Origin of the sequence: Clostridium novyi NT (genome assembly GCF_000014125.1) — a bacterium.
Lineage (GTDB): Bacteria > Bacillota > Clostridia > Clostridiales > Clostridiaceae > Clostridium_H > Clostridium_H novyi.
Genome location: NC_008593.1, coordinates 1904718 through 1928906, shown reverse-complemented (window position 1 = coordinate 1928906; position 24189 = coordinate 1904718). Strand labels below are relative to the sequence as shown.

The 24189-nt window shown below is 30.9% G+C and carries 16 protein-coding genes, 3 rRNA genes and 1 riboswitch; of the genes, 13 read left to right on the top strand and 6 right to left on the bottom strand.

Annotated elements, in window-relative coordinates; genetic code table 11:
* Nucleotides 1-384 precede the first annotated feature (384 nt).
* From NT01CX_RS08930 to NT01CX_RS12330, 4 genes are all read left to right on the top strand, one after another.
* A 16S ribosomal RNA gene (locus tag NT01CX_RS08930) occupies nt 385-1897 on the top strand.
* A 174-nt stretch (nt 1898-2071) separates the two neighbouring features.
* Nucleotides 2072-4976, top strand: a 23S ribosomal RNA gene (locus tag NT01CX_RS08925).
* 35 nt (nt 4977-5011) lie between these two features.
* Nucleotides 5012-5128, top strand: a 5S ribosomal RNA gene (gene rrf, locus NT01CX_RS08920).
* Together the 16S, 23S and 5S rRNA genes form the textbook arrangement of a ribosomal RNA operon.
* A 198-nt stretch (nt 5129-5326) precedes the next feature.
* On the top strand, nt 5327-5494 hold the full coding sequence (locus tag NT01CX_RS12330) for a hypothetical protein (RefSeq protein WP_011722741.1): 168 nt from the start codon (nt 5327-5329) through the stop codon (nt 5492-5494).
* Nucleotides 5495-5543: 49 nt separating this feature from the next.
* On the opposite strand, the gene thiE is transcribed toward NT01CX_RS12330, so the two are convergent.
* From thiE to thiD, 3 genes are read right to left on the bottom strand one after another with little or no spacing between them, the layout of a single operon-like run.
* Nucleotides 5544-6158, bottom strand: a complete 615-nt coding sequence (gene thiE, locus NT01CX_RS08915) for a thiamine phosphate synthase (RefSeq protein WP_011722740.1) — start codon at nt 6156-6158, stop codon at nt 5544-5546.
* Nucleotides 6149-6946 carry a hydroxyethylthiazole kinase gene (gene thiM, locus NT01CX_RS08910; RefSeq protein WP_011722739.1) on the bottom strand — a complete coding sequence of 266 codons (798 nt, stop codon included), beginning with the start codon at nt 6944-6946 and terminating at the stop codon, nt 6149-6151. Before thiM ends, thiE begins: the two co-directional genes overlap by 10 nt.
* A 28-nt stretch (nt 6947-6974) precedes the next feature.
* Nucleotides 6975-7778, bottom strand: coding sequence for a bifunctional hydroxymethylpyrimidine kinase/phosphomethylpyrimidine kinase (thiD, locus tag NT01CX_RS08905; RefSeq protein WP_011722738.1), 804 nt, complete (start codon nt 7776-7778; stop codon nt 6975-6977).
* A gap of 173 nt (nt 7779-7951) precedes the next feature.
* Nucleotides 7952-8054: riboswitch (TPP riboswitch) on the bottom strand.
* A gap of 175 nt (nt 8055-8229) precedes the next feature.
* On the opposite strand from thiD, the gene NT01CX_RS08900 reads away from it, so the two are divergent.
* The 7 genes from NT01CX_RS08900 (at nt 8230) to NT01CX_RS08870 (ending at nt 14887) form a co-directional block, all read left to right on the top strand.
* Nucleotides 8230-9168 carry a patatin-like phospholipase family protein gene (locus NT01CX_RS08900; RefSeq protein ID WP_011722737.1) on the top strand — a complete coding sequence of 313 codons (939 nt, stop codon included), beginning with the start codon at nt 8230-8232 and terminating at the stop codon, nt 9166-9168.
* 209 nt (nt 9169-9377) lie between these two features.
* Nucleotides 9378-9758, top strand: a complete 381-nt coding sequence (locus tag NT01CX_RS08895; protein ID WP_011722736.1) for a GntR family transcriptional regulator — start codon at nt 9378-9380, stop codon at nt 9756-9758.
* On the top strand, nt 9755-10648 hold the full coding sequence (locus tag NT01CX_RS08890) for an ABC transporter ATP-binding protein (RefSeq protein WP_011722735.1): 894 nt from the start codon (nt 9755-9757) through the stop codon (nt 10646-10648). The genes NT01CX_RS08895 and NT01CX_RS08890 overlap by 4 nt, the downstream gene beginning before the upstream one ends.
* Entirely contained in the window at nt 10632-11789 is a 1158-nt protein-coding gene (locus tag NT01CX_RS08885; RefSeq protein ID WP_011722734.1) for an ABC-2 transporter permease, read from the top strand. The genes NT01CX_RS08890 and NT01CX_RS08885 overlap by 17 nt, the downstream gene beginning before the upstream one ends.
* A 15-nt stretch (nt 11790-11804) precedes the next feature.
* Nucleotides 11805-12716, top strand: coding sequence for an ABC transporter ATP-binding protein (locus NT01CX_RS08880; protein ID WP_011722733.1), 912 nt, complete (start codon nt 11805-11807; stop codon nt 12714-12716).
* Nucleotides 12716-13918, top strand: a complete 1203-nt coding sequence (locus tag NT01CX_RS08875) for an ABC transporter permease subunit (RefSeq protein WP_011722732.1) — start codon at nt 12716-12718, stop codon at nt 13916-13918. The genes NT01CX_RS08880 and NT01CX_RS08875 overlap by 1 nt, the downstream gene beginning before the upstream one ends.
* Nucleotides 13919-14365: 447 nt before the next feature.
* Nucleotides 14366-14887: an NUDIX hydrolase gene (locus NT01CX_RS08870; protein ID WP_011722731.1), complete on the top strand. Its 522-nt coding sequence runs from the start codon at nt 14366-14368 to the stop codon at nt 14885-14887.
* Between the two features lie 102 nt (nt 14888-14989).
* Here NT01CX_RS08870 and ndk read toward each other — a convergent pair whose 3' ends face one another.
* Nucleotides 14990-15385, bottom strand: a complete 396-nt coding sequence (gene ndk / locus NT01CX_RS08865) for a nucleoside-diphosphate kinase (RefSeq protein WP_011722730.1) — start codon at nt 15383-15385, stop codon at nt 14990-14992.
* A gap of 205 nt (nt 15386-15590) precedes the next feature.
* On the opposite strand from ndk, the gene NT01CX_RS08860 reads away from it, so the two are divergent.
* Nucleotides 15591-21005 (top strand): diguanylate cyclase, encoded by a 5415-nt coding sequence (locus NT01CX_RS08860; RefSeq protein WP_011722729.1) that lies wholly within the window; start codon nt 15591-15593, stop codon nt 21003-21005.
* Between the two features lie 82 nt (nt 21006-21087).
* Here NT01CX_RS08860 and NT01CX_RS08855 read toward each other — a convergent pair whose 3' ends face one another.
* Nucleotides 21088-22035, bottom strand: a complete 948-nt coding sequence (locus tag NT01CX_RS08855) for an L-lactate dehydrogenase (RefSeq protein WP_011722728.1) — start codon at nt 22033-22035, stop codon at nt 21088-21090.
* A 466-nt stretch (nt 22036-22501) separates the two neighbouring features.
* On the opposite strand from NT01CX_RS08855, the gene NT01CX_RS12540 reads away from it, so the two are divergent.
* Complete coding sequence (locus NT01CX_RS12540) at nt 22502-22630, top strand: hypothetical protein (RefSeq protein ID WP_256995288.1); 129 nt, start codon at nt 22502-22504, stop codon at nt 22628-22630.
* A gap of 121 nt (nt 22631-22751) precedes the next feature.
* Here the strand turns inward: NT01CX_RS12540 and NT01CX_RS08850 are convergent, their stop codons facing one another.
* Nucleotides 22752-24182 carry a cation:proton antiporter gene (locus NT01CX_RS08850; RefSeq protein WP_011722727.1) on the bottom strand — a complete coding sequence of 477 codons (1431 nt, stop codon included), beginning with the start codon at nt 24180-24182 and terminating at the stop codon, nt 22752-22754.
* Nucleotides 24183-24189 lie beyond the last annotated feature (7 nt).

The window sequence follows — 24189 nt, the reverse complement described above, 5'->3', positions numbered from 1 at the left end:
CTTTTTACAAAGAGGGTGTTTTAAATAACAAATCTGTTGCCTGGTGTATCTATATTATAAAATAAGAGAAAAGAATAGAAATATAAAGAAAAGAAAATATAAATTTATATTTTAGGTTAATATAAATTTATATAAAATCTTTTTTATGATAAGATACTACATGTCGTCACAAGAGGCGACAAGAAATCAGAAAAACAACTAAAAAACAAAATAATTTTTAGATGAAAATTTAAAATTAAAAAGTTAAAAAAAGTTGTTGACAAAGAGATTTCAAATTGATATAATAAATAAGCTGCCAAGAGATGGCGAAAGAAAATGGTCTTTGAAAATTAAACAGAATATAGGTAATAAACCAGTCAATAAATTTGAGTAAGATTAAACTTTTAAATTGAGAGTTTGATCCTGGCTCAGGACGAACGCTGGCGGCGTGCCTAACACATGCAAGTCGAGCGATGAAGCTTCCTTCGGGAAGTGGATTAGCGGCGGACGGGTGAGTAACACGTGGGTAACCTGCCTCAAAGAGTGAGATAGCCTCCCGAAAGGGAGATTAATACCGCATAACATTATTTTACGGCATCGTAGAATAATCAAAGGAGCAATCCGCTTTGAGATGGACCCGCGGCGCATTAGCTAGTTGGTGAGGTAACGGCTCACCAAGGCAACGATGCGTAGCCGACCTGAGAGGGTGATCGGCCACATTGGAACTGAGACACGGTCCAGACTCCTACGGGAGGCAGCAGTGGGGAATATTGCGCAATGGGGGAAACCCTGACGCAGCAACGCCGCGTGAGTGATGAAGGTTTTCGGATCGTAAAACTCTGTCATTAGGGACGATAATGACGGTACCTAATGAGGAAGCCACGGCTAACTACGTGCCAGCAGCCGCGGTAATACGTAGGTGGCAAGCGTTGTCCGGATTTACTGGGCGTAAAGAGTATGTAGGTGGGCATTTAAGTCAGATGTGAAATTCCCGGGCTTAACCTGGGAGCTGCATTTGATACTGGGTGTCTAGAGTGCAGGAGAGGAAAGTGGAATTCCTAGTGTAGCGGTGAAATGCGTAGAGATTAGGAAGAACACCAGTGGCGAAGGCGACTTTCTGGACTGTAACTGACACTGAGATACGAAAGCGTGGGTAGCAAACAGGATTAGATACCCTGGTAGTCCACGCCGTAAACGATGAATACTAGGTGTCGGGGGGTACCACCCTCGGTGCCGCAGCAAACGCATTAAGTATTCCGCCTGGGGAGTACGGTCGCAAGATTAAAACTCAAAGGAATTGACGGGGACCCGCACAAGCAGCGGAGCATGTGGTTTAATTCGAAGCAACGCGAAGAACCTTACCTAGACTTGACATCTCCTGAATTACTCGTAACTGAGGAAGTCCCTTCGGGGACAGGAAGACAGGTGGTGCATGGTTGTCGTCAGCTCGTGTCGTGAGATGTTGGGTTAAGTCCCGCAACGAGCGCAACCCTTATTGTTAGTTGCTACTATTAAGTTAAGCACTCTAACGAGACTGCCGCGGTTAACGTGGAGGAAGGTGGGGATGACGTCAAATCATCATGCCCCTTATGTCTAGGGCTACACACGTGCTACAATGGCTGGTACAACGAGCAGCAATCCCGCGAGGGGGAGCAAAACTTGAAAGCCAGTCCCAGTTCGGATTGTAGGCTGAAACTCGCCTACATGAAGTTGGAGTTGCTAGTAATCGCGAATCAGCATGTCGCGGTGAATACGTTCCCGGGTCTTGTACACACCGCCCGTCACACCATGAGAGCCGGTAACACCCGAAGCCCGTGAGGTAACCGTAAGGAGCCAGCGGTCGAAGGTGGGATTGGTGATTGGGGTGAAGTCGTAACAAGGTAGCCGTAGGAGAACCTGCGGCTGGATCACCTCCTTTCTAGGGAGAATGGAAGCAAAGCTTCCAGACTGGAAACCTGATTCTGTTTAATTTTGAAAGACTAAGTCTTTCAAAAAATTGTTCTTTGAAAATTGCACAGTGATAAAGAAACGAATTAATAAGATTAGAAATAATCTAAACCTAGACACTAATGAAAATTAGTAGATGATGATAGATCAAGCTACAAAGGGCGCACGGTGAATGCCCTGGCACTAGGAGCCGATGAAGGACGCGATAAGCTGCGATAAGCTACATGTAGGCGCACATAGCCTGTGATATGTAGATTTCCGAATGGGGAAACCCATCTAGCTTTGCTAGATACTGTATACTGAATACATAGGTATATGGAGGTACACCTGGGGAACTGAAACATCTAAGTACCCAGAGGAAGAGAAAGAAAATTCGATTCCCTAAGTAGCGGCGAGCGAAAGGGGAAGAGCCCAAACCAGGAACTTGTTCCTGGGGTTGTGGATAGATCACAACGCTTTGATTTCTTTAGTTGAAGAGAGCTGGAAGGCTCCGCCATAGAAGGTAATAGCCCTGTAAGCGAAAAGGAAAGAAAAGTAGATCTACTCCAGAGTACCACGAGACACGTGAAACCTTGTGGGAAGCTGGGAGGACCATCTCCCAAGGCTAAATACTACCTAGTGACCGATAGTGAAGCAGTACCGTGAGGGAAAGGTGAAAAGAACCCCGGGAGGGGAGTGAAATAGAATCTGAAACCGTGTGCCTACAATCGGTCGGAGCACATTAAAGTGTGACGGCGTACTTTTTGTAGAACGGGCCAGCGAGTTACGATGTGCAGCAAGGTTAAGCACTTATGGTGTGGAGCCGAAGGGAAACCGAGTCTGAACAGGGCAACTAGTTGCATATTGTAGACCCGAAACCGGGTGACCTATCCATGGCCAGGATGAAGCGGAAGTAAAATTCCGTGGAGGTCCGAACCACGTTGGCGTTGAAAAGCCATGGGATGAGCTGTGGATAGCGGAGAAATTCCAATCGAACTCGGAGATAGCTGGTTCTCCTCGAAATAGCTTTAGGGCTAGCGTCGGGTAATTAAGTAGTGGAGGTAGAGCACTGAATGGGCTAGGGGCTGACAACAGTTACTGAACCCTATCAAACTCCGAATGCCATATACTTGTACCCCGGCAGTCAGACTACGAATGATAAGATCCGTGGTCAAAAGGGAAACAGCCCAGACCATCAGCTAAGGTCCCAAAGTGTAAGTTAAGTGGGAAAGGATGTGGGATTTCTAAGACAACTAGGATGTTGGCTTAGAAGCAGCCACTCATTTAAAGAGTGCGTAATAGCTCACTAGTCGAGAGATCCTGCGCCGAAGATGTAACGGGGCTCAAACTTACCACCGAAGCTATGGATGTATACTTTGTATACGTGGTAGAGGAGCTTTCTGTACAGGTTGAAGCCATACCGTAAGGAGTGGTGGACAGTACAGAAGTGAGAATGCTGGCATAAGTAGCGAAAAACAAGTGAGAATCTTGTTGACCGAATATCTAAGGTTTCCTGGGGAAGGCTCGTCCTCCCAGGGTTAGTCGGGACCTAAGCCAAGGCCGAAAGGCGTAGGTGATGGACAACTGGTTGATATTCCAGTACCACCATAATGCGTTTGACAAATGGGATGACGCAGGAGGATAGGATGTGCGCACTATTGGATGTGCGTCTAAGCACTTAGGGTGTTAAGTAGGCAAATCCGCTTAACATTAAGCCTGAGGTGTGATGGGGAGTCATTTTTGACGAAGTATCTGATTCCACGCTGCCAAGAAAAGTCTCTATGGAGCAAAATGGTGCCCGTACCGCAAACCGACACAGGTAGATGAGGAGAGAATCCTAAGGTCGTCGGAAGAATTACTGCTAAGGAACTCGGCAAATTGACCCCGTAACTTAGGGAAAAGGGGTGCCTACGAGAGTAGGCCGCAGTGAATAGGCTCAAGCAACTGTTTATCAAAAACACAGGTCTCTGCTAAAGCGTAAGCTGATGTATAGGGGCTGACGCCTGCCCGGTGCTGGAAGGTTAAGGGGAATAGTTAGCGCAAGCGAAGCTATGAACTTAAGCCCCAGTAAACGGCGGCCGTAACTATAACGGTCCTAAGGTAGCGAAATTCCTTGTCGGGTAAGTTCCGACCCGCACGAATGGCGTAATGATTTGAGCACTGTCTCGGCAGTAAATCCGGTGAAATTGTAGTGCAAGTGAAGATGCTTGCTACCCGCGGTTGGACGGAAAGACCCCGTAGAGCTTTACTGTAGCTTAGCATTGAATTTCGGTATTGTCTGTACAGGATAGGTGGGAGACTTAGAAGCCAGGGCGTCAGCTTTGGTGGAGTCATCCTTGGGATACCACCCTGATAGTACTGGAATTCTAACTGGAGGCCATGAATCTGGTCACAGGACATTGCTAGGTGGGCAGTTTGACTGGGGCGGTCGCCTCCTAAAAGGTAACGGAGGCGCCCAAAGGTTCCCTCAGCGCGGTCGGAAATCGCGCGTAGAGTGCAAAGGCAGAAGGGAGCCTGACTGCGACACATACAGGTGGAGCAGGGACGAAAGTCGGGCTTAGTGATCCGGTGGTTCTGTATGGAAGGGCCATCGCTCAACGGATAAAAGCTACCTCGGGGATAACAGGCTGATCTCCCCCAAGAGTCCACATCGACGGGGAGGTTTGGCACCTCGATGTCGGCTCGTCGCATCCTGGGGCTGTAGTCGGTCCCAAGGGTTGGGCTGTTCGCCCATTAAAGCGGCACGCGAGCTGGGTTCAGAACGTCGTGAGACAGTTCGGTCCCTATCCGCCGTGGGCGTAGGAAATTTGAGAGGAGCTGTCCTTAGTACGAGAGGACCGGGATGGACCAACCTCTGGTGCACCAGTTGTTCCGCCAGGAGCACAGCTGGGTAGCTATGTTGGGAAGGGATAAACGCTGAAAGCATCTAAGCGTGAAGCCCACCTCAAGATTAGATTTCCCATAGCGTAAGCTAGTAAGACCCCTGAAAGACTATCAGGTTGATAGGTTGGAGGTGTAAGTACAGTAATGTATTCAGCTGACCAATACTAATAGGTCGAGGGCTTGATCAAATAATTATTATCACTGTGCAATTTTGAAAGAACAATCTGGTGATTATGGCTTGAAGGTAACACCCGTTCCCATACCGAACACGATGGTTAAGCTTCAAAGCGCCGATGGTACTGCACTGGAGACGGTGTGGAAGAGTAGGTCGTCGCCAGGTAACTTAAAGCACTAAGCTAATTTGCTTAGTGCTTTTTTATCGTATTATTTTTAATTTCTTATTCTCTCAAAAATTTGCTATATTAAAAAGTTGTTAATCTTAAATATTAAATACAAGAATTTAAATAAAAATTACTATGAGTATTGTAATGCATAAAATTTACCTTAGAATAATATATAATTATAGGAGGTGAATTTTATGAAGATAGAATTCTTTTATAAATGTAAGGATGGAAGAGTTATAGGAAAAGAAGCTGAATGCAAAGATAAGTACGAAGAAGAAGTTGAAGAAATCAAAAAATATACTAAAACTATGGAAGACAATAGCTATAAAAAAGAATCGGTATTAGAAATAGATGATGAATAAAAAATAGCTAATGGACATTAATTTTAATCCATTAGCTATTAAACATATATTAAATATTTGCTAAAGTTTTAGATGCACCTTGTATATCATCATTTTTTAAAATAGCAGATATAACAGAAATGCCATCTACACCAGTTGCTAAAACTGATTTGGCATTTTCTTTATTTATTCCTCCTATAGCTACTGAAGGAATAGTTATTTTTTCAGTGATTTCTTTTAAACCAGCAAGTCCTATTGGTTCATCAATATCTTTTTTAGTTCCTGTAAAAAATACTGTTCCAAGTCCTACATAATCTGCTCCAGCTTTTTCAGCTTCAATGGCTTCTTTAACATTACCGGCAGAAATTCCTATAACTTTATCATCTCCAAGAATTTTTCTTGCAAGTTCTATTGGCATATCACTTTGACCAAGATGAACTCCATCTGCATTTATGGCAAGTGCTATATCAATTCTATCATTTATTAAAAGAGGAACATTGTATTTAGTTGTAACCTCTTGTACTTCTCTTGCTATATTATAAAAGTCACGAGTAGATATATTTTTTTCTCTAACTTGAACAAGAGTTGCACCACCTTTTATAGCATCTTCAACACATTCTGCTAAAGAGCGTCCATTTAAAAAGCTTCTATCTGTAATTAAATATAATTTATAGTTTATATCCATTTAATTTTACCTTCTTTCCTTAAATGATTTTCCTTTAATAAATAAATATTGTCTATAAGTTTAACTTTAAAGCTACCAGGTCCAATAACCTCTTTTTCAGTATGCTCTGCTGCTATATTCATAGATAATATGGATGTGATTGTAGCAATAAATTTGTCATCTTCAACTCCAGCAGTTGCAGCAGTTAAAGCTCCAACCATACATCCAGCACCAGTAATTAAAGTTAACATTTTAGATCCATTTTCAATTAATGCTGTTCTTTTTCCATCTGTTACTATATCTTTAACCCCAGTTGCAGCTACTATGCATTTATATTTTTTAGCTAGAGAAATACAAGCATCTATAGAATCATTGCCATTATCTATGGAGTCAACTCCTCGTGTTTTAGCATTATATCCTGCAAGAGATTTAATTTCGCCTATATTTCCTTTTATAATGTCAATTCTTCCTATTTCAAAAAGCTTTTCTATAAGAGCTATTTTATGTGGAACTGCACCACAGGCAACAGGGTCAAGTACAACAGGAATATTATTATTCTTAGCTGATATACATACCATTAAAATTGATTGTTCTTGTTCTCGTGTTAATGTGCCTAAGTTTATATAGATACAAGAAGCTAGTTTAGCAAAATCATAACTTTCATCAAATGATTCTACCATAGCAGGGGAAGCTCCATAAGCTAATAACATATTGGCACAATCATTTATAGTTACATAGTTTGTTATAGAATGTACTAATGGAGTTTTCTCTTTAACTTTTTTAAAGTTAATACAAATATTTTCTAACATTTAATATCCTCCTATTTAAATAATAAAACTATTTATAGTTTAAATTAGCTCTTTCATATAGGTCTATAAAGTGTCCAACAGGACCAACTCCATGTCCAATTGGAAAAGAGTTTTTAATTGCTACAGTAATATATTCTTTAGAAAGCTTTACTGAATCTTCTATACTGTAGCCTTTAGCTATGTAACTTGCAATGGCTGAAGAAAGGGTACATCCAGTACCATGTGTATTTTTAGTTGCTATTCTTTTTCCTTCTAATGTTATAAATTTTTTATCATAATAAAGAATGTCTGTTGAGTCATTACATCTATGTCCACCTTTAACCAGTACGTTTTTAGCACCTAATTTATTTATTTTTAATGCAGCTTCCATCATTTCTTCTTGGCAAGTAATTTTCATGTTAGAAAGCTCTTCAGCTTCAGGTATATTTGGTGTCACTATGTCTACAATTTTAATTAGCTCTTTTAATTCTTCAATAGCTTCTGGCTTTAAAAGATAATATCCACTTTTAGATATCATTACAGGGTCTAATACTATATTTGTTACTTTATATTCTATTAAAAGTTCTTTTATTGTTTTTATAATTTCTGAATTAGATACCATACCTATTTTTACAGAGTCAACTTTAATATCATCAAATATAGCTCTAATTTGAGCTTCTACTATTTCTTTTGTGATTTCTTGAACAGCAATAACTCCTTTAGTATTTTGGGCTGTTACAGCTGATATTACACTCATTCCATATACTCCAAGAGCACTCATGGTTTTTAAATCAGCTTGTATACCAGCACCGCCACAACTATCGGAACCGGCAATAGTTAATACATTTTTCATAGATTATTCCTCCTAATATAATAGACACAAATTTTTAATGTTATGTAGTAATCCTGCATTTTTAGGGATACCTTGTAATAATTAATTAACTAACGGAACCTAAGTTTATAACTTAATTAATAAAAAAGCGCTCATATGTAAAACATTATGAGCGCATAAAAGCAATAATAAAAATATGAAACTATATTGCTTCCTCCGCTAGAATTACCTAGTTTCAGGTTCTAAGGGTTAGAAAAATTTCTTCTCAGCCTAAGTTAGGCACCCCTGCAACTTAATGTTTGATTTTATTATAATTATAGCATAATTACATATTTTTTGCATTTTATTTAAATGAAGTAATTAATAAAGTTTATTTATTTCATCATAATTTGTGGAAATGTATATAATTTGTATGTAACTTATAATGATATGAAGAATATTATAAAGTGAATGAATATATTTAGGAGTTATTATGAAAATTGATGCTGTATTTGAAGGTGGAGGAGTAAAAGGAATTGGTTTAGTTGGAGCTGTAGCGTGTTTAGAGGATAAAGGCTGTATAATAGAGAATGTTGCAGGAACATCGGCTGGAGCGATGATAGCTGCATTAGTAGCGGTAGGATATACTAGCAAAGAACTAAGAGAAATTATTATAAACATAGATTATAGTAAATTTTTAGATGAAAAGTTTTTATATAATTTTAAGCCTACAGAGTTTATAAGTAAGGGCGTCTCTTTGATAAAAAATAAGGGGATATATTCTGGAGATGCTATAGAAAAGTTTATGAGAATGTTACTTATTGCAAAGGGAAAAACAAAGTTTAAGGATGTAAGTAAAAATGGAAAAAGTCGTTTAAAAATAATTGCTTCGGATATAACTAGAGGAGATATGCTTATTTTACCTGATGATATAAAAAAATATGGCATTAATCCAATGGAAATGGATATTGCAAGAGCTGTTAGAATGAGCATAAGCATCCCCCTTTATTTTAAACCAGTTAAGCTTAAATACAAAAATAAAGTAAGCTTTATAGTTGATGGAGGAATACTTAGCAATTATCCTATATGGATATTTGATGTAGATGGAATACCTAAATGGCCTACCATAGGAATGAAACTTATATCTAATAGTAGTAGTTTTACATCTAAGGGAGAGGATGATTTTATTCATTTTGTAATGGATATAAATAAAGCTATGTTAAATAAAAATGAAGAGGTATATGTTACTAATAAAAATTGGGTAAGGACAATACCAATACCTACATTAGGTGTTAATACAACAGATTTTGATATAGATAAAAAAACTAGCTTAAAGCTTTTTAAAGCAGGGTATAAAAGTGCAGAAAGGTTTTTGAGTAAGTGGGATTTTAATGAGTATAAAAAGAGATATAGAAGTCAGAATAAAAATTGATTGCAAAGTAGTAATTGCAATCAATTTTTTTATTTTGAAAAAATGGGGTTTACAAACTTAAGTAATAGCATTATACTAATAGTGTACTAAGTGTACTAGTTAAATTAATACACTTAGTACACTTAATACACTTCATATATTTAAATGTATTTTATTAAATTCAATGTGGCGTATGTTAAGTAGATTTTTATTTGGGAGGTGAAAGAAATTTGATAAAAATCGATAGTAGAAATAGTCGGCCTATATACGAGCAAATAATAGATTCAATAAAAGAGAATATTTTAAAGGGGATACTAAGACCTGGAGATAAGCTTCCGTCAGTTAGAGAAATGTCATCCATGATTACTGCTAATCCTAATACTGTTAGTAGAGCATATATGGAACTTGAAAGACAAGGAGTTACTGAAACTCTAAGAGGAAAAGGTACATTTGTATCTTCTAATTATAAACCTAAAGTGGAGGAAGAAAGCATGGAAAAGTTAAAGGATGATATTAAAAAAATTATAGTAGAAGCATATTATATGGGAATTGAAAAGGAAGATATGATAGAAATTATAGAGGATCTTTATAAAGAGGTGAAAAAGAAATGATAAAGGTTACTGATGTTTCAAAAACATTAGGTGATAAGAAAGTTTTAAACAATATAAGTTTTGAAGTGAAAAAGGGAAGTATTTTTGGACTTATAGGACCTAATGGAGCAGGTAAAACAACTATTATAAAGCATCTAGTGGGAATTTATGATGTGGATAATGGAAAAATAACAGTAAATGACGAGCCAATTTATGAAAATCCTAAAATAAAGAAAACTATTGGATATATAACTGATGATAATAATTTTATTAATACGTTTAACTTAAAAACTATTGCTAAGTTTTATAAGTTATCTTATGAAAATTTCGATATAGAAAAATTTTTTAAATTAAATGAGATATTTAAGTTACCTGTAAAAAAGTCCATAAGAAAATTTTCAAAAGGTATGAAAATGAGAGTTTCAATAATGATTAATTTAAGTATTATGCCAGATATATTAGTTTTAGACGAGCCTACAAATGGACTTGATCCTATAGTTAAGAAGAAGTTTTTTAAGATTTTACTAGAAGAAGTGGTAGATAGGGGAACAACAATTATAATATCATCACACAATTTAAATGAACTTGAAAGAATTTGTGATAGTATTGCAATAATCAATGGAGGTGAGATTAAATATTTAAATTCCATAGAAAATATGAAACAGTCTATTAGAAAAATACAGGTAGTATTTAGAGAAAATCCTCCAAAAGATTTAGAAAAATGGGACGATGTGATTAATGTTGAGAAAATAGGAAGAGTGCATAATATAGTTACAAAAAATTATGGAGAAGAATTTTTAAATAAATTAGATAGCTGTGGAATTATGTTTAGAGAGGAAATAGATTTAAGTCTTGAAGATATGTTTATATACTCTGTTGGGGAGGAGGTAAATTATGAAGAATTATTTTAATAAAGCTCTGTTTTATAAAGAATGGAGAAATATAAGAGCAATAGCAATAATATTTTATTTGCAAGTGTTATCAATGATTATAATGCCATTTATAAATACAATTGATTCTATAAAGGAATGCAGAAATTATGGAGATATGTCTCAATCACAAATATTTGCAATGAACAAACAGTCATTATTTAGGCATTTAGAAAATAGAGATACGTTTGTTCTTATGGCTATTTTAATTATAGCTATTGCTACATGTGTTGTTGGATATGACTTAATTGGGAGAAAATATGATATTTTAAGTTCCATGCCATTTAAAAAGAAAGAAATTATATTTACAAAATGGCTTTCTATATTTATAACAATGATAGTTCCTTTAGCCATAGGATATTTTATCATATATGCAGTGTATCTTATGAATATAAACTTGCTTGGAAGTTATGTTACTTCTAGAATGATTTTAACTTGGATTTGTATGAATTTATTGGTTAGTATATTTATTCTTACATTTATAATGCTTATACAATGTTTAAGTGGAATATGTGGTTTAGGTGGAATAGTAGGAGCAATATTTTTAATATTACCAATTGGATTATCAATGCTTGTAAATGAAATTATATCATTATATGGATTTAGTAAGGATTCTACATACTTTCAGGGTATACAAGATAAAATAGTTGATATATGTTCTTCATTAACGCCTTCATCTTATTGTTTTAGAATTGTATACGAGATACCTGACCATAATGAATCTTACAATTATTATACTAACATGTATTACTCTAATAGGTATTGTATACCCAATAAATTTAAAATTTTAATATTAATAATTGCTACTATAATTACATTTGCATTGATGATTTATGCATTCAATAGGTTTAAACTTGAAAAGATAGGGAATATTATTGCCTTTAAGCCACTAGAACCTATATTTAAAATCGGAGTATCTGTATGCTTTGGGTTACTTGGAGCGGCTTTTACATCTTCAATAACATCTTCACATTATGATTTATGGAAGTTAAGAGAAATAAATGCTCCAGAATTAGTAACTTTAAGTAATAAAGCATTTACAATTACAATTCTTATGGGAATACTTTGTGGATGTTTGGTTTATGTTATAACAAATAAAATTCTTGAAGCAAATAAAAAATAAAAGGGAGGCAATATGATGAATGTTCTTGAAGTTAAGAATGTACGAAAACGTCTTGGTAAAAGAGATATTATAAAAGGAATAGATTTTGAAGTCAAAGAAGGAGAAATTTTTGGATTTTTAGGTCCAAATGGAGCTGGAAAAACTACTACTATAAGGATGCTTGTAGGACTTATTGCTCCAAACTCTGGTAACATAATTATAAATGGACATGATATTTCAAAAGAAAGAGAATTAGCATTAAGTGCAGTTGGAGCGGTTGTTGAAAATCCTGAACTTTATACTTATTTATCAGGAAGAGAAAATTTAATGCAAATTGCAAGAGTAAGAAAGATTGAAAAAAGCTATGTGGAGAAAATTATTGAACTTGTTGGATTAAAAGAAAGAATAAATGATAAAGTAAGAAAGTATTCTCTTGGTATGAAACAAAGATTAGGACTTGCGGCATCATTAATAACAAAACCAAAACTTTTAATATTAGACGAACCAACCAATGGACTTGATCCTACTGGAATTATTGAGTTTAGAAAGATTGTGAAGAAGGTAGCGAAAGAAACAAATGCAGCAATTTTTATATCTTCTCATATATTAAGTGAAATTCAAGTTATGTGCCATAAGGTAGCTTTTATAAATAATGGAGTTATTCAATCTATTGAAAGTATACATGGTGATGTTATAAATAATGAGTTTGAAAATATAGTTTTATCAGTTAAGAATAAAGAAAAATGTAAGGATATATTAGCTACATTAGAGTTTATAAGTGATATAAAGTTAAAAGAAGGATTATTCAAAATGCATGTAAAGAAGGGCTTTGTACCTAAGATTGTATTTGAGCTTGCAAAACGTGATATTGAAATAGAAGAAATATATAAGAGTCACGCAGAACTTGAAGATAGGTATATAGAACTTGTAGAAGGAGGTAAGAACTAATGATATTTACACTTATAAAAAATGAATTTATAAAGATTATGAGTAGAAAAAAAACTTATGTAGTTATTATGGCATTTATTTTATTATTGGGATTTATAGGATTTGGGGTTTACAATTCAGCAAAGAATATGAAAAAAAATAATAAACCAGAAAATAGAATAGCAAGACAGCATGAACAAATAAAAAGTCTAAATGAGATGAAAAATGATCCTAAGATTTCTAAAGAAGATAAAAAACAATTTGATAATGAAATAACTGAAGCATATAAAAGAATAGATGAGATAAAAGAGGAAGTAAAAAAAGGAAAAGTTGATTGGAGAGTTACATTAAAGAAGGAAATTAAAGATACAGAGGAGCAATTAAAACAATCTAAAATTGAAGATGAAGAAAAGGAAAGATTAACTTTAGATTTACAACAAAAAAAGTATTTATTAAGTCATGATATTGAGCCTAATGAAAATAATTTTGATGTAAGAGCCATAGATTATTTACAACAATTATTTATGTTACTTGGAGCTATATTTTTAGTTGTTGGAGTTATAGTGTTTGGTTCTGATATGGTATCAGGTGAATATACACCACCTACAATGAAATTTTTATTAACAGAGCCTGTTTCAAGGGGCAAAATATTATTTTCAAAATTTGTAACATTAGTAGTTTCATCAACTGTATTTATAGTAGGAATTGAGCTTGTAGCTTTTCTAGTAATGGGGCTTATATTTAAATTTGGAGATTTTAATTACCCAGTACAAGTTGGAACAAAATTTGTATATAATTTAGCAGCAAAACCTGAAATGGGTCAGTCTGCTGTAAAGGCAATAGCTGGAACTACATTTATAATTCCTATGTGGAAACATATAATCAACATGTTTTTATTACAAGCATTATTTATAGTTGCTTGTACAGCATTTACTTTTATGCTATCTACTGTATTAAAAAGTAGTATGGTATCAATGGCATTAAGTATAGTTTTAGTAATAGTATTTAATATATTCTCAGAATTCCCTGCATTAAAAAAGTTAGCACAATATTTATTTGTTAGCTTTGGAAATCCAGAAAATGTTTTAACAGGGCAACTTGTATATAAATTTTCAAATATTAATCTGACTCCAACATTTTCAATTACTGTATTGTTGGTTTGGACAGCTATATGTTATATAATCTCTCACGTTATATTTGTTAAAAAGGATATATTAATCTAATTAATTAATATTTAGAGATAAGTTATAGTTGATAAAGTGCGTATAATAAGGTAAAAACTATAAGGATTATTAAAATATGTAATCAAATTAGATTATAAAAATAAATATATAAAATAAAAAGGTAGATGTTACATTATATAACATCTACCTTAATCTATATGATCAGAAGTTAAAATTTACTCAGCTATTGATTTATTAATAGCTATTTTTATAAATAAGTATTAATAAATTTATCAATAGCAATTAAAAATTCCCAACGGAAACACCTCCAAGTAATTTACAAAGTAATCTTACTATAAGGTACTCTTTAAAAATTTTTAATGCTTTCGTAAAACTTAATTCCTTCTGACAATATATATGATACCCATTTAAAAAGAATATATGTAAAAATTTTTGATATAATATTTTTAAAACACATAATTATAATATTTAGTTGAGGTGATAAATATGGAAGACAAATTAATGTACAATGGATGGCTAAAGGTTTATGGTAGAGAGATTGAAGGAAGAAAATATGATATATTAAAAAATTATGATGCGGTAGCTGCAATCGTATTAAATGAATTTAATGAAATTTTACTTGTAAAGCAATTTAGACCAGCTGTTATGGAAGAAACTTTAGAAATACCAGCAGGTTGCCTAGATATAGAAGGAGAAAGAAAAGAAACTTGTTTAGTTAGAGAATTAAGAGAAGAAACAAATTTAGAAATAAAGGAAGAGGATGTAGAAAAGGTATTAGAATATAAACCAATTATGGGATTTAGTAATAGTACCATGAGTATATTTGAAGTTCGTGTAAAGAAAGATCAAGTAAAAAGTAAAAGTATTTTAAATGATGAGGATGTTACTGAAATTACATGGATTCCTTTAAAAGAATTTGAAGAACAAATTAAAGAAGGAAAAATATTTGATGGTAAAACATTTATGTCATATTTTTATTTAAAATCTAAATCACAAAATTTTAAATAGTAAGAAAATTTTAAGCTTAAGAATATTAATATTCTTAAGCTTAAAATAAATAATGTATGATTCCTAAATAAATCTAATTAAAATACTATGAATAATTAAAAATTAAAACCAAAGCTTAATTTCTTTTTCAGCATTATCAGGACTGTCAGAAGAGTGTACTGAATTTTCAGTCTTTGATATGCCAAAAGTTCCTCTTATAGTATCTTTATCAGCTTTTGAAGGATCGGTATTACCATTAGTTTTTCTAACTGTAGCAATAGCATCTTCTCCTTCAACAACCATAGCGCATAATGGGCTACGAGTTATAAATTCTATAAGTTCCTCATAGTAAGGTTTACCCTTATGTTCAGCGTAATGTTGTTCTGCAATTTCTCTTGTTGCTTTAAGTAATTTTAATGCTGTTATTTTTAAATTCTGTCTTTCGTAAAAAGATATGATTTCCCCAATAATGTTTCTTTCTACTGCATCTGGTTTGATTAATACAAGACTTTTTTCCATATGTATCCCCGCCTTTTTCAGAATTTTAAAAAAATGCTTAAATTTATTATATAACATTTAAGGAATAAAATACAGTAGGAACTAAAAATATACATAGAGTTATATTAGTATCTTATAATATGCATAATAGGAAAATAGTTCATAAAGTGATATAATTATAGTATTAAATGGAAAAATAATACTGAAAAAGTAAGGAAGTGAGTTTGTGGAGCTAATTAACAACAAGTATAAAATTATAAAAAAAATTGAGCAAAATAGGAAGAGTTCATCATATGCTGTACAAGATATTGTAGATAATAAAATAAGAAAATTAATAATAATTAACTCCGATTATTTGTCAAAAACTTTAATTAACTTTCTTATAAACAATTTTACTGACTTATCAAATGTTGAAACAGAAGGAATTTTAAAAGTTTTTAACTTTGGATTAGTAAGTTCAATTGATAATAAAAGATTAGCATATAAACAGTACTATTATACAAGTGAGTATCTAAAGGACTATTACAAAGCAAATGATTTAATAGAAAATCTATCATATAAAGAAATAATTGATGTATATGTTCAAGTATGTATGGCGATAAATTATCTTAATTTAAGGGGAATAAAGTATGAAGAAATAAATCTTGAAAATATTTTATTATATAAGAAAGACAACAAATTAAAAGTTAAACTTATGGATTTAGTTACCTTAGAGGTAGAAAGTTCATACTTAAAAGGGGAAATAAAAGGAGGTCTAATATTTAAGGCGCCAGAAATATTAAATGGTGACAATCCAACTATTGAAAGTGAGATATATTCTTTAGGGGTGTTGGCGGTTATATTATTTTTTATAAAAAATAATATAAAAGTTGATTTTAAAACAGACGTATATTCAACAATTAATGATAATCTATTAGAGTTTGATCAATTATATTTAAATGAAAAAATAAAAAAAATAATAAAAATAATAAAAAAAATGATTAGCAATAATCCAAAGGATCGTTATCACAATATAAATAAAATGGTTCATGATATGAATAAGGTATTAGGAACTAATTATGCGCCATATAATATTAGCGAAATAGAAAAAATTAATGTTAATACTCCAGTGGTAGATAGAGAGTATGAATTAAAAACAATCATATCAGAATATAGATTTATGAAAGAAAAACATGGGGAAAATAAATGTATATTTGTTCATGGAGAAACTGGAATAGGAAAGACTAAAATACTAAAAGAAGTTGAAAGAATTCTAAGTTTAGATGGAGTAAGTGTATATTCAACTTTTCCATCATCTAATAACGGAAGAAATAAAAATCTTATTGAGTTTTGTAAGAAAATTATTTATTCTTGCAGAGAGAGTATTGGAGAAACATACAAAGAGGAGTTTGAAAAGTTTATACCGCAGACAGAAGAAGATAAAAACTTTATATCATTAGAATCTATGTGTTCATTCCATGAAAAGGTAAGGTTATTTAAGATATCTGAAAATTTTATTAAAGAGGTATTCAAAGAAAAATCTAGTGTCATTATTATAGATAATATAAGTGTGTTTAAAAAGATTTCATTAGAAGCATTAGAATATGTTTATAATTCTGAGTCCATTAAAAATTTAATTATAATTTTATCTTATAATGAAGAAGATTTACTAGAACCAGGGTTTTTCAATTTTATAAATAGAATGAACAAAAACAATTCAACAATAAACATTCCGCTAAAAGGATTATCATTTGAAGGTACAGCTTGCTTAATAGAAAAATTATTAGGACTTTCAGAATATCCTATAAAGTTTTCTAAAAAAATATATTCGGAGACTTATGGCAATCCTTTATTCATAGAAGAAACTATTAAAAATCTTTTATTAAATGAAATAATATATGTTGAAGAGGAAACGGGCAAATGGGATATTGCTTATAATGGAGATTATGATTCACTACCTATGCCAAAGTCCATAGAACAAGCTTTTGTTAGTGAATTGAATAAAATAGGGGCAGAGTCTTACTTTATACTTGAATTTATATCTATATTTACAGATGGAGTATCTCAAAAAATAATAGAAGAATTCATGAAAAAAGATGGATTAAATTATGATGATATTATAGAGGACTTAACTTCTAAAGGTATACTATGTAGAAAAATAGAGGATGCGGGCTTTGTTTATGATTTTTGTAGTAAGATTTTAAAAGATTTGGTTTATGAAAAAATAGATGAAAAAGTGGAAATGCATAGAGAAGCTGGAGAACTTCTGATAAAATGTGGAGAAAATAATATAGAAAATAGGGAAGAAGTTATATATCATCTGGAAAGATCAAATCAAAATATAAGAGCGGTTGAGTATTACATTGAAAATGCAAGTAAAATGATCTTATTAAGAAATCATAGAGAAGCGTTGTTTAATTTAAAGAAAGCATCTCAATTGTTACCTTATAGATATAATGATGAGAAAACAAGGATATTGTTAAAAATGGCAGATATATATATGGATTTATTTAAATTCAAATCTGCTAAAAAGATATTACAGTCAGCAAAAAATATAGTTTTAGAAACAAAAAATAAAAAGGATGAAATAGATGTATTAAACAGAGAGGGAAATATATATCTAAACGAAAATAATTATATTATGGCCTTTGAAAAGATTAATTTAGTTGATGAAATATTAAAGGAAATAGAGTATAAAAAGGGATTTATAGATAGTAGGATAATTTTAGCCAATATATATTACAAAAAAGATGAATATGATAAGGTTGTTGATACTTGTAATGAAGGAATAATTGTTTGTGGAAATGAATTCATTAAACCTAAAGTTGTTTTATACAATATTCGAGGAAATGGAAATAGGTATTTGAAAAATTTTGATGAAGCAGTTAGAGATTATGGTCTGGTTTATAAAAATAGTAAGAGTACAGATTATAAAAAAGGTATTGTATTTGCGTATATTAATTTAGCTAAAATATATGAAGATTATTATCAAATATCTGATATATCAGAAGAATATCTTATGAAGGTAACTGATATTTGTGAAAAAAATAAATTTTTATATTATGAAATCGTAGCTTTACAAAAGTTGGGAGAAGTATATAATAGAAGATTTGAATATGAAAAAGCATTAAAAATATTTAAGGATGCTTTATTTAAAGCTGAATGTATAGAATATAAAAATGGAATAGTTGAAAGTTTAAGTTATATAGGAATACTTCAGTTAAAGTTAAGTAATTATAAAGCGGTATTTAAAAATCTTAATTTAGTTGAAAAGTACATTGAAAGAAATAAGAGTAGTATAGAGAATATACACCAATATTATTTACTAAAGGGAGAAATATTAATAGAATTAGGATTATTAAAAGAGGCTAAAGAATACTTAATAAAAGCTCTAAAAGCTTATGAAAAGGAAGAGAGTTTATTAAAATTAAAAATAAAAGAACTTCTTGTATTTATAAAACTTTTAGATGAATATGGTGAAATTGATTTAGAAGAATATATAGAATATATAAAGAATATGGCTAGTAACTATAAAAATTATTCAAATAAGGTAGATTATATTTATAGTTGTGCAATTATCCTGTATGAGCAAGGATACATTAAATATGCATTAAGGCTAGTTGAGTATATATCTCAAGATAATTGGATTAGTGTTAGTGAGTGTGTTAAGTTTAAAGAAATGTACTTTAAAGGTTTAATGTTTAATGACGATGAGAAATTAGCATTTTTATATGAAGCATTGAAACTGGTAAAAGCATTAAAAAATAAGAAAATAGAATGTAATATATATATTAAATTAGGTGATTACTTTAATGAAAATGGGCAGTATAATTTTGCAGCATATTACTATTTTGAAGCTTGTGAAATAATAAGAGTTATAACTGAGCAAATACCTAGTCAATATAGATTAAAATATTTTAAATTCAATAACTTTATTAAGCCATTTGAAAAAATAAACTTTATAAAACATGAATATTTTGAAAATAAGATTTATGATGAACAGTTATATAAAAAGATGAACGTAGCTTCAGAAAAAGACTTAAAAGAAGTATTGCAGTTTAAAAAGTTTATAAAGCTATTAGATAATAAAAAATTCATGAAGTCTATGGGAAAAATATATAATGAATTTTTTTCAATAAAGATTAAACACCAAAAAGATATAATATCTAAGTTACAATGTGATTCTATTAAAAATTTAAAATTGATTATACAGTATATAGCATCTAAAACTTTAGCCACTGAAGCAGAAATTGTAATTGAAGATGGAGTAAACAATTTTAAAACAATAGCATCTTTAACAGGAAATGATATAAGAGAAGAAAATAAAGAGATTATTGAAAGAGTGAAAAAAACTAAAAGTACATTTTATGTATTTAATAATGAAGTTTATTTTACTAATTTTAAATACAAAGCTTCCATGGATTGTAAAAGGTCATTTATGTGTATTCCTATAATGTCATATCCTACGGAGAATTTAAATTTTAATGAAGAAAAAAGACATATAAAAATAAATGCCACAATAAATGGATATATATATATAAGTTCCAATAAATTTTTAAATAGTATAAATCAAAATACCTTAGAGGAAATTATGAAATTAATTAATTTAATTGCGTATATAATAGACAAATATCAGCTTACTATTAGTTGTTCTATTGATAAGCTTACAGGAGCCTATACAAGAAAATACTTAGAAGATAAGTTAAGTGAAAGTATTGAATGTGCAAATTTTAATAATGATAAATTTTCCATAATAATGTTTGATTTAGATCATTTTAAAAATGTAAATGATACTTTTGGACATCAAGTGGGAGATAAGGTTTTAAATAATGTATGTGGTATAGTTATGAAAAATTTAAGAGATGGAGATATTTGTGGAAGATATGGTGGAGAGGAATTTATATCGATACTACCTGGAATAGGGGAAAGTAAAGCTTTAAATATAGCTGAAAGAATAAGATCGGCTGTAGAGGATAGTAAAATTTTAGGAGAGAAACATCCTGTAACAATTAGTATAGGAATATCCACTTATCCACAACAAGCACAACTAAAGAGAGAACTTATTGAAAAAGCTGATCAAGCATTATATATAGCAAAGGATTCTGGAAGAAATAGATGTAAGGTATGGAAGAAAGAATTTGAAAATAAAGTTAAAGTTACAAGTAAATTAACAGGAATAATATCTGGGAACTTTGCTCAAGATTCAAGAAATGTACTTGCAATGATTGAGCTTATGGATATAGTTAATTCGGATTTAAAATTTGAACAAAAGGTATATAAGGCTTTAGGACATATTACAGGTATAACTGAAGCAGAATATGGCAATTTGATATTTTTATCAAATGATAATAAGATAAAAGAAAACTTTGGTAGAAAAAAACTTCAAGAAGATTGGTCTTATGAATATGTATGTAATAAAAAGATACTTCAAGATGTTATTAATCAAAAACAAGGAACTTGTATTATGGAATGGAATGAAACTTTTAATTCAGATTTACTAACAGTTTTGCCAGAATGGTATTCTGTTATGGTAGTTCCTATTATTAATAAAAATGTTATGAAGGCTATATTATATTTAGCTATTCCATCCAAAATAAAAAAGTTTACAAGAGAAGAGCTAAACTTCGTTACAATTTTAAGCAAAATAATGAAAGATATATAAGTAAAATTTAAACAGATTTTAAAGCTATATGGAGAAATAATTATATTATTCTCCATATAGCTTTTTATAATTAATTTGGAGATTATAATGATAAATCGTCAATGCATTTTTTGATAGTTTTAGCTGAGTCTACTAACTTAGTTCTTTCTTCATCATTTAATGAAATTTCTAAGGCTTTTTTAACACCGTTAGCGCCAACGATTGAAGGAATACCAAGATATATATCATTAAGACCATATTGTCCTTCAAGAAGACTTGAAACTGTTAAAATTGAATCTTCATTTCTTAAAATAGCGTCTACAATACGTCTAACAGCTAGACCAATTGCGTAGTAAGTAGCACCTTTTTTTTCTATTACTTCATAAGCAGCTTTTTTAACACTATTTTCTATATCATACTTTTCTATTCCGTTGCATTTGTGGCAGAAACGAGAGCAGTATTCTTCTATATCCATACCAGCTACAGTTGTTGTGCTCCATGTAGCAATTTCAGAATCTCCGTGTTCTCCCATAATGTAAGTGTGGATATTTCTTGCATCTATATCGAAGTGTTCACTTAATAAATATCTAAATCTTGAAGTATCAAGAACAGTACCTGAACCGATTACTCTTTCCTTTGGGAATCCTGATAATTTATAAGTGATGTAAGTTAATATGTCTACAGGATTTGATACAACTAAAAGTATTGCGTTAGGGCTATACTTTGTTATCTCTGGAATCATTGATTTAAAAATTTCATAGTTTTTGTGTATTAAATCAAGTCTAGTTTCTCCTGGTTTTTGAGCTGCTCCAGCAGTAATGATTACAATATCAGAATCTTTTGTATCGCAATAATCACCAGCGTAAATGTCTACAGGGCTTACAAAAGATACACCATGTGACAAGTCCATAGCTTCACCAATAGCTCTATTTTTATTTATGTCAACAATAACTAGTTCTGATACTAGAGATGACATCATTAATGCATAAGCTGTAGTTGAACCAACAAGTCCAGCACCGATAATTGATATTTTCGTTTTCTTTGGATTCATAAGTAAATACCTCCATTTTTCTTTAGTGTACAATGTTAAAAATTTATTTTGGAATACTAGTATACCATATATTCTTTTCAAAATGGAATAATAATATTTATTAAAATTTTTAATAATAAAAAGTAATAATAATATTCAAATAAAATAAATATTTAAAACTAATATTATGGAAATTTTTTACGTAAAAAATGTAAATGAATAATTTTATTTTTAAATTTCAATATTTTGATAATGCTATTTATGAATAGAATTTACGTTAAAGGTGAATATAGCACCATAATTAACGATTTATAATGGGGATTATTATAAGGAAAATAATCTTTTCAAAAACAATAATGAATTTTAATAAAAAAAACTTGCAAAAAATTAAATTAGTAGTAATATATATATATAGTAAAAAAGAGTGAAATGTAAATTATTTTTCCTTTATACATTTAAAAAATAATAAAAAATAGGGGTAAGCCCTATGGAAAATCAAGAAATAAAAACTGTAAAATCTAATTTTTATTATGTAATTGTATCAAAATTTAGTGAAGATATTAACATACAAATCCAAAAAAATACAAAATGTATTATATTAAATGTAATAATATAGATTTAATGGATAAATATTTTGGGCGAAATTTATAAATAAAGTTGGAACAAATTTAAAATCTATAAGCCAAAAAGGTTATGCTATATTAAAATTTTTGCATAACCTTTTTATAAAATAAAAATTATCCATTTAAGAAATTGAGAACATCATCTACTTTATTAGCGAGTCCAGCAATTATTAGTCTATCTCCTTTTAAAATTTGAGTTTCTGCAACGGGAAGTATTTCTTTGCCATCTCGTATTATTAAGAATACTCTAAAACGATAGGGAAAAGATATTTCTTTAAGGGATTTTCCTAAGATATCTTCATTCATAGGTACAACTTCCATGATTGAAATATGATTTGTGGGTTCTATATCCATTTCTTCTATATTATCTCTTTTGAATACTTTATCAAAGAGCATAGGGAACAGTATACATGATATTACTGTAGTAAGTATAAAAGTTGAGTAATCAGATGAACTAATAATTTTTAAGTTATATGCCATTTGGGCTCCTACTATAAACAAGCTTAATTGGGCTGATAAAATTAATCCACCAGATAGAGCTTTGTTAAAACCAAATGAGTATGACATAAGTAAAAATGGCACTATTTTAATTATAAAAATTATTAATAAAAATAGAGGAATCTTAAGTAGTGATTTAGGATCAGCAAATACTGACGATATATCAAGGTTAACTCCAACCATAATAAAGTATATAGGAATTAAAAATCCATAGCCTAGTATATCAAGTTCATGCATAAGATCTTCTCTACCTTTATCAAGTATAAGTGTAAAAATAAATCCAGCTAAGAAAGAGCCAAGTATTATTTCTGCACCTATTTTATTAGAAAGTGTTACAAGTAAAAGTATCAGTGCAAAAGCAGCTCTAACACCTATGTGTAAATTTCTAAAAGTGGCTGTTGATAAATCTAAAATATGAGAAAACTTTTGAATTATTTTAAAGATTAAAAATGCTGCTATAAATAATATTATAAATAAAAAGTTTTTATAAGTTAGACCACTATTAATAGTTGAAGAAATAATAGGTAGTGCTAGTAAACATATAAACTCACATATAAGTGTGTATATAAGTAGTGTTTGACCATATTCGGTATTAAGTAAATTTTTCTCCTTTAAAAAAGGAACAATAAGTCCTGGGGCTGAAGCCGAAAATAAAAACGCTAAAAAACTTACATTGTTTATAATACCAAAGTGACGTAGTGAAAAAGATAAAACAAATGATACTACAAGAGAAATACCAAACATTCCAAAAGACATTAAAAGTCTTTTTACCAGTTGTTTTTTATTATTACCTGCTCTTAGTTTATCAAAGTCTATCTCTAGACCACTTAAAAAAAGCAGATAAGCTAAACCTAGGTGAGATAAAAAACCTATCCATATATCTTCATTAACTAGGTTTAAAAAGCTTTTACCAATTATAATTCCAATAAAAATTTCTCCAACAACAAATGGAATTTTAAATTTTTTAAAGGAATTTATTATAATCGGTGTTATAAAGGCAAATATGGATAATATAAGCATTGAATCAAAATTAATGTTTTCTACCATGAAATCA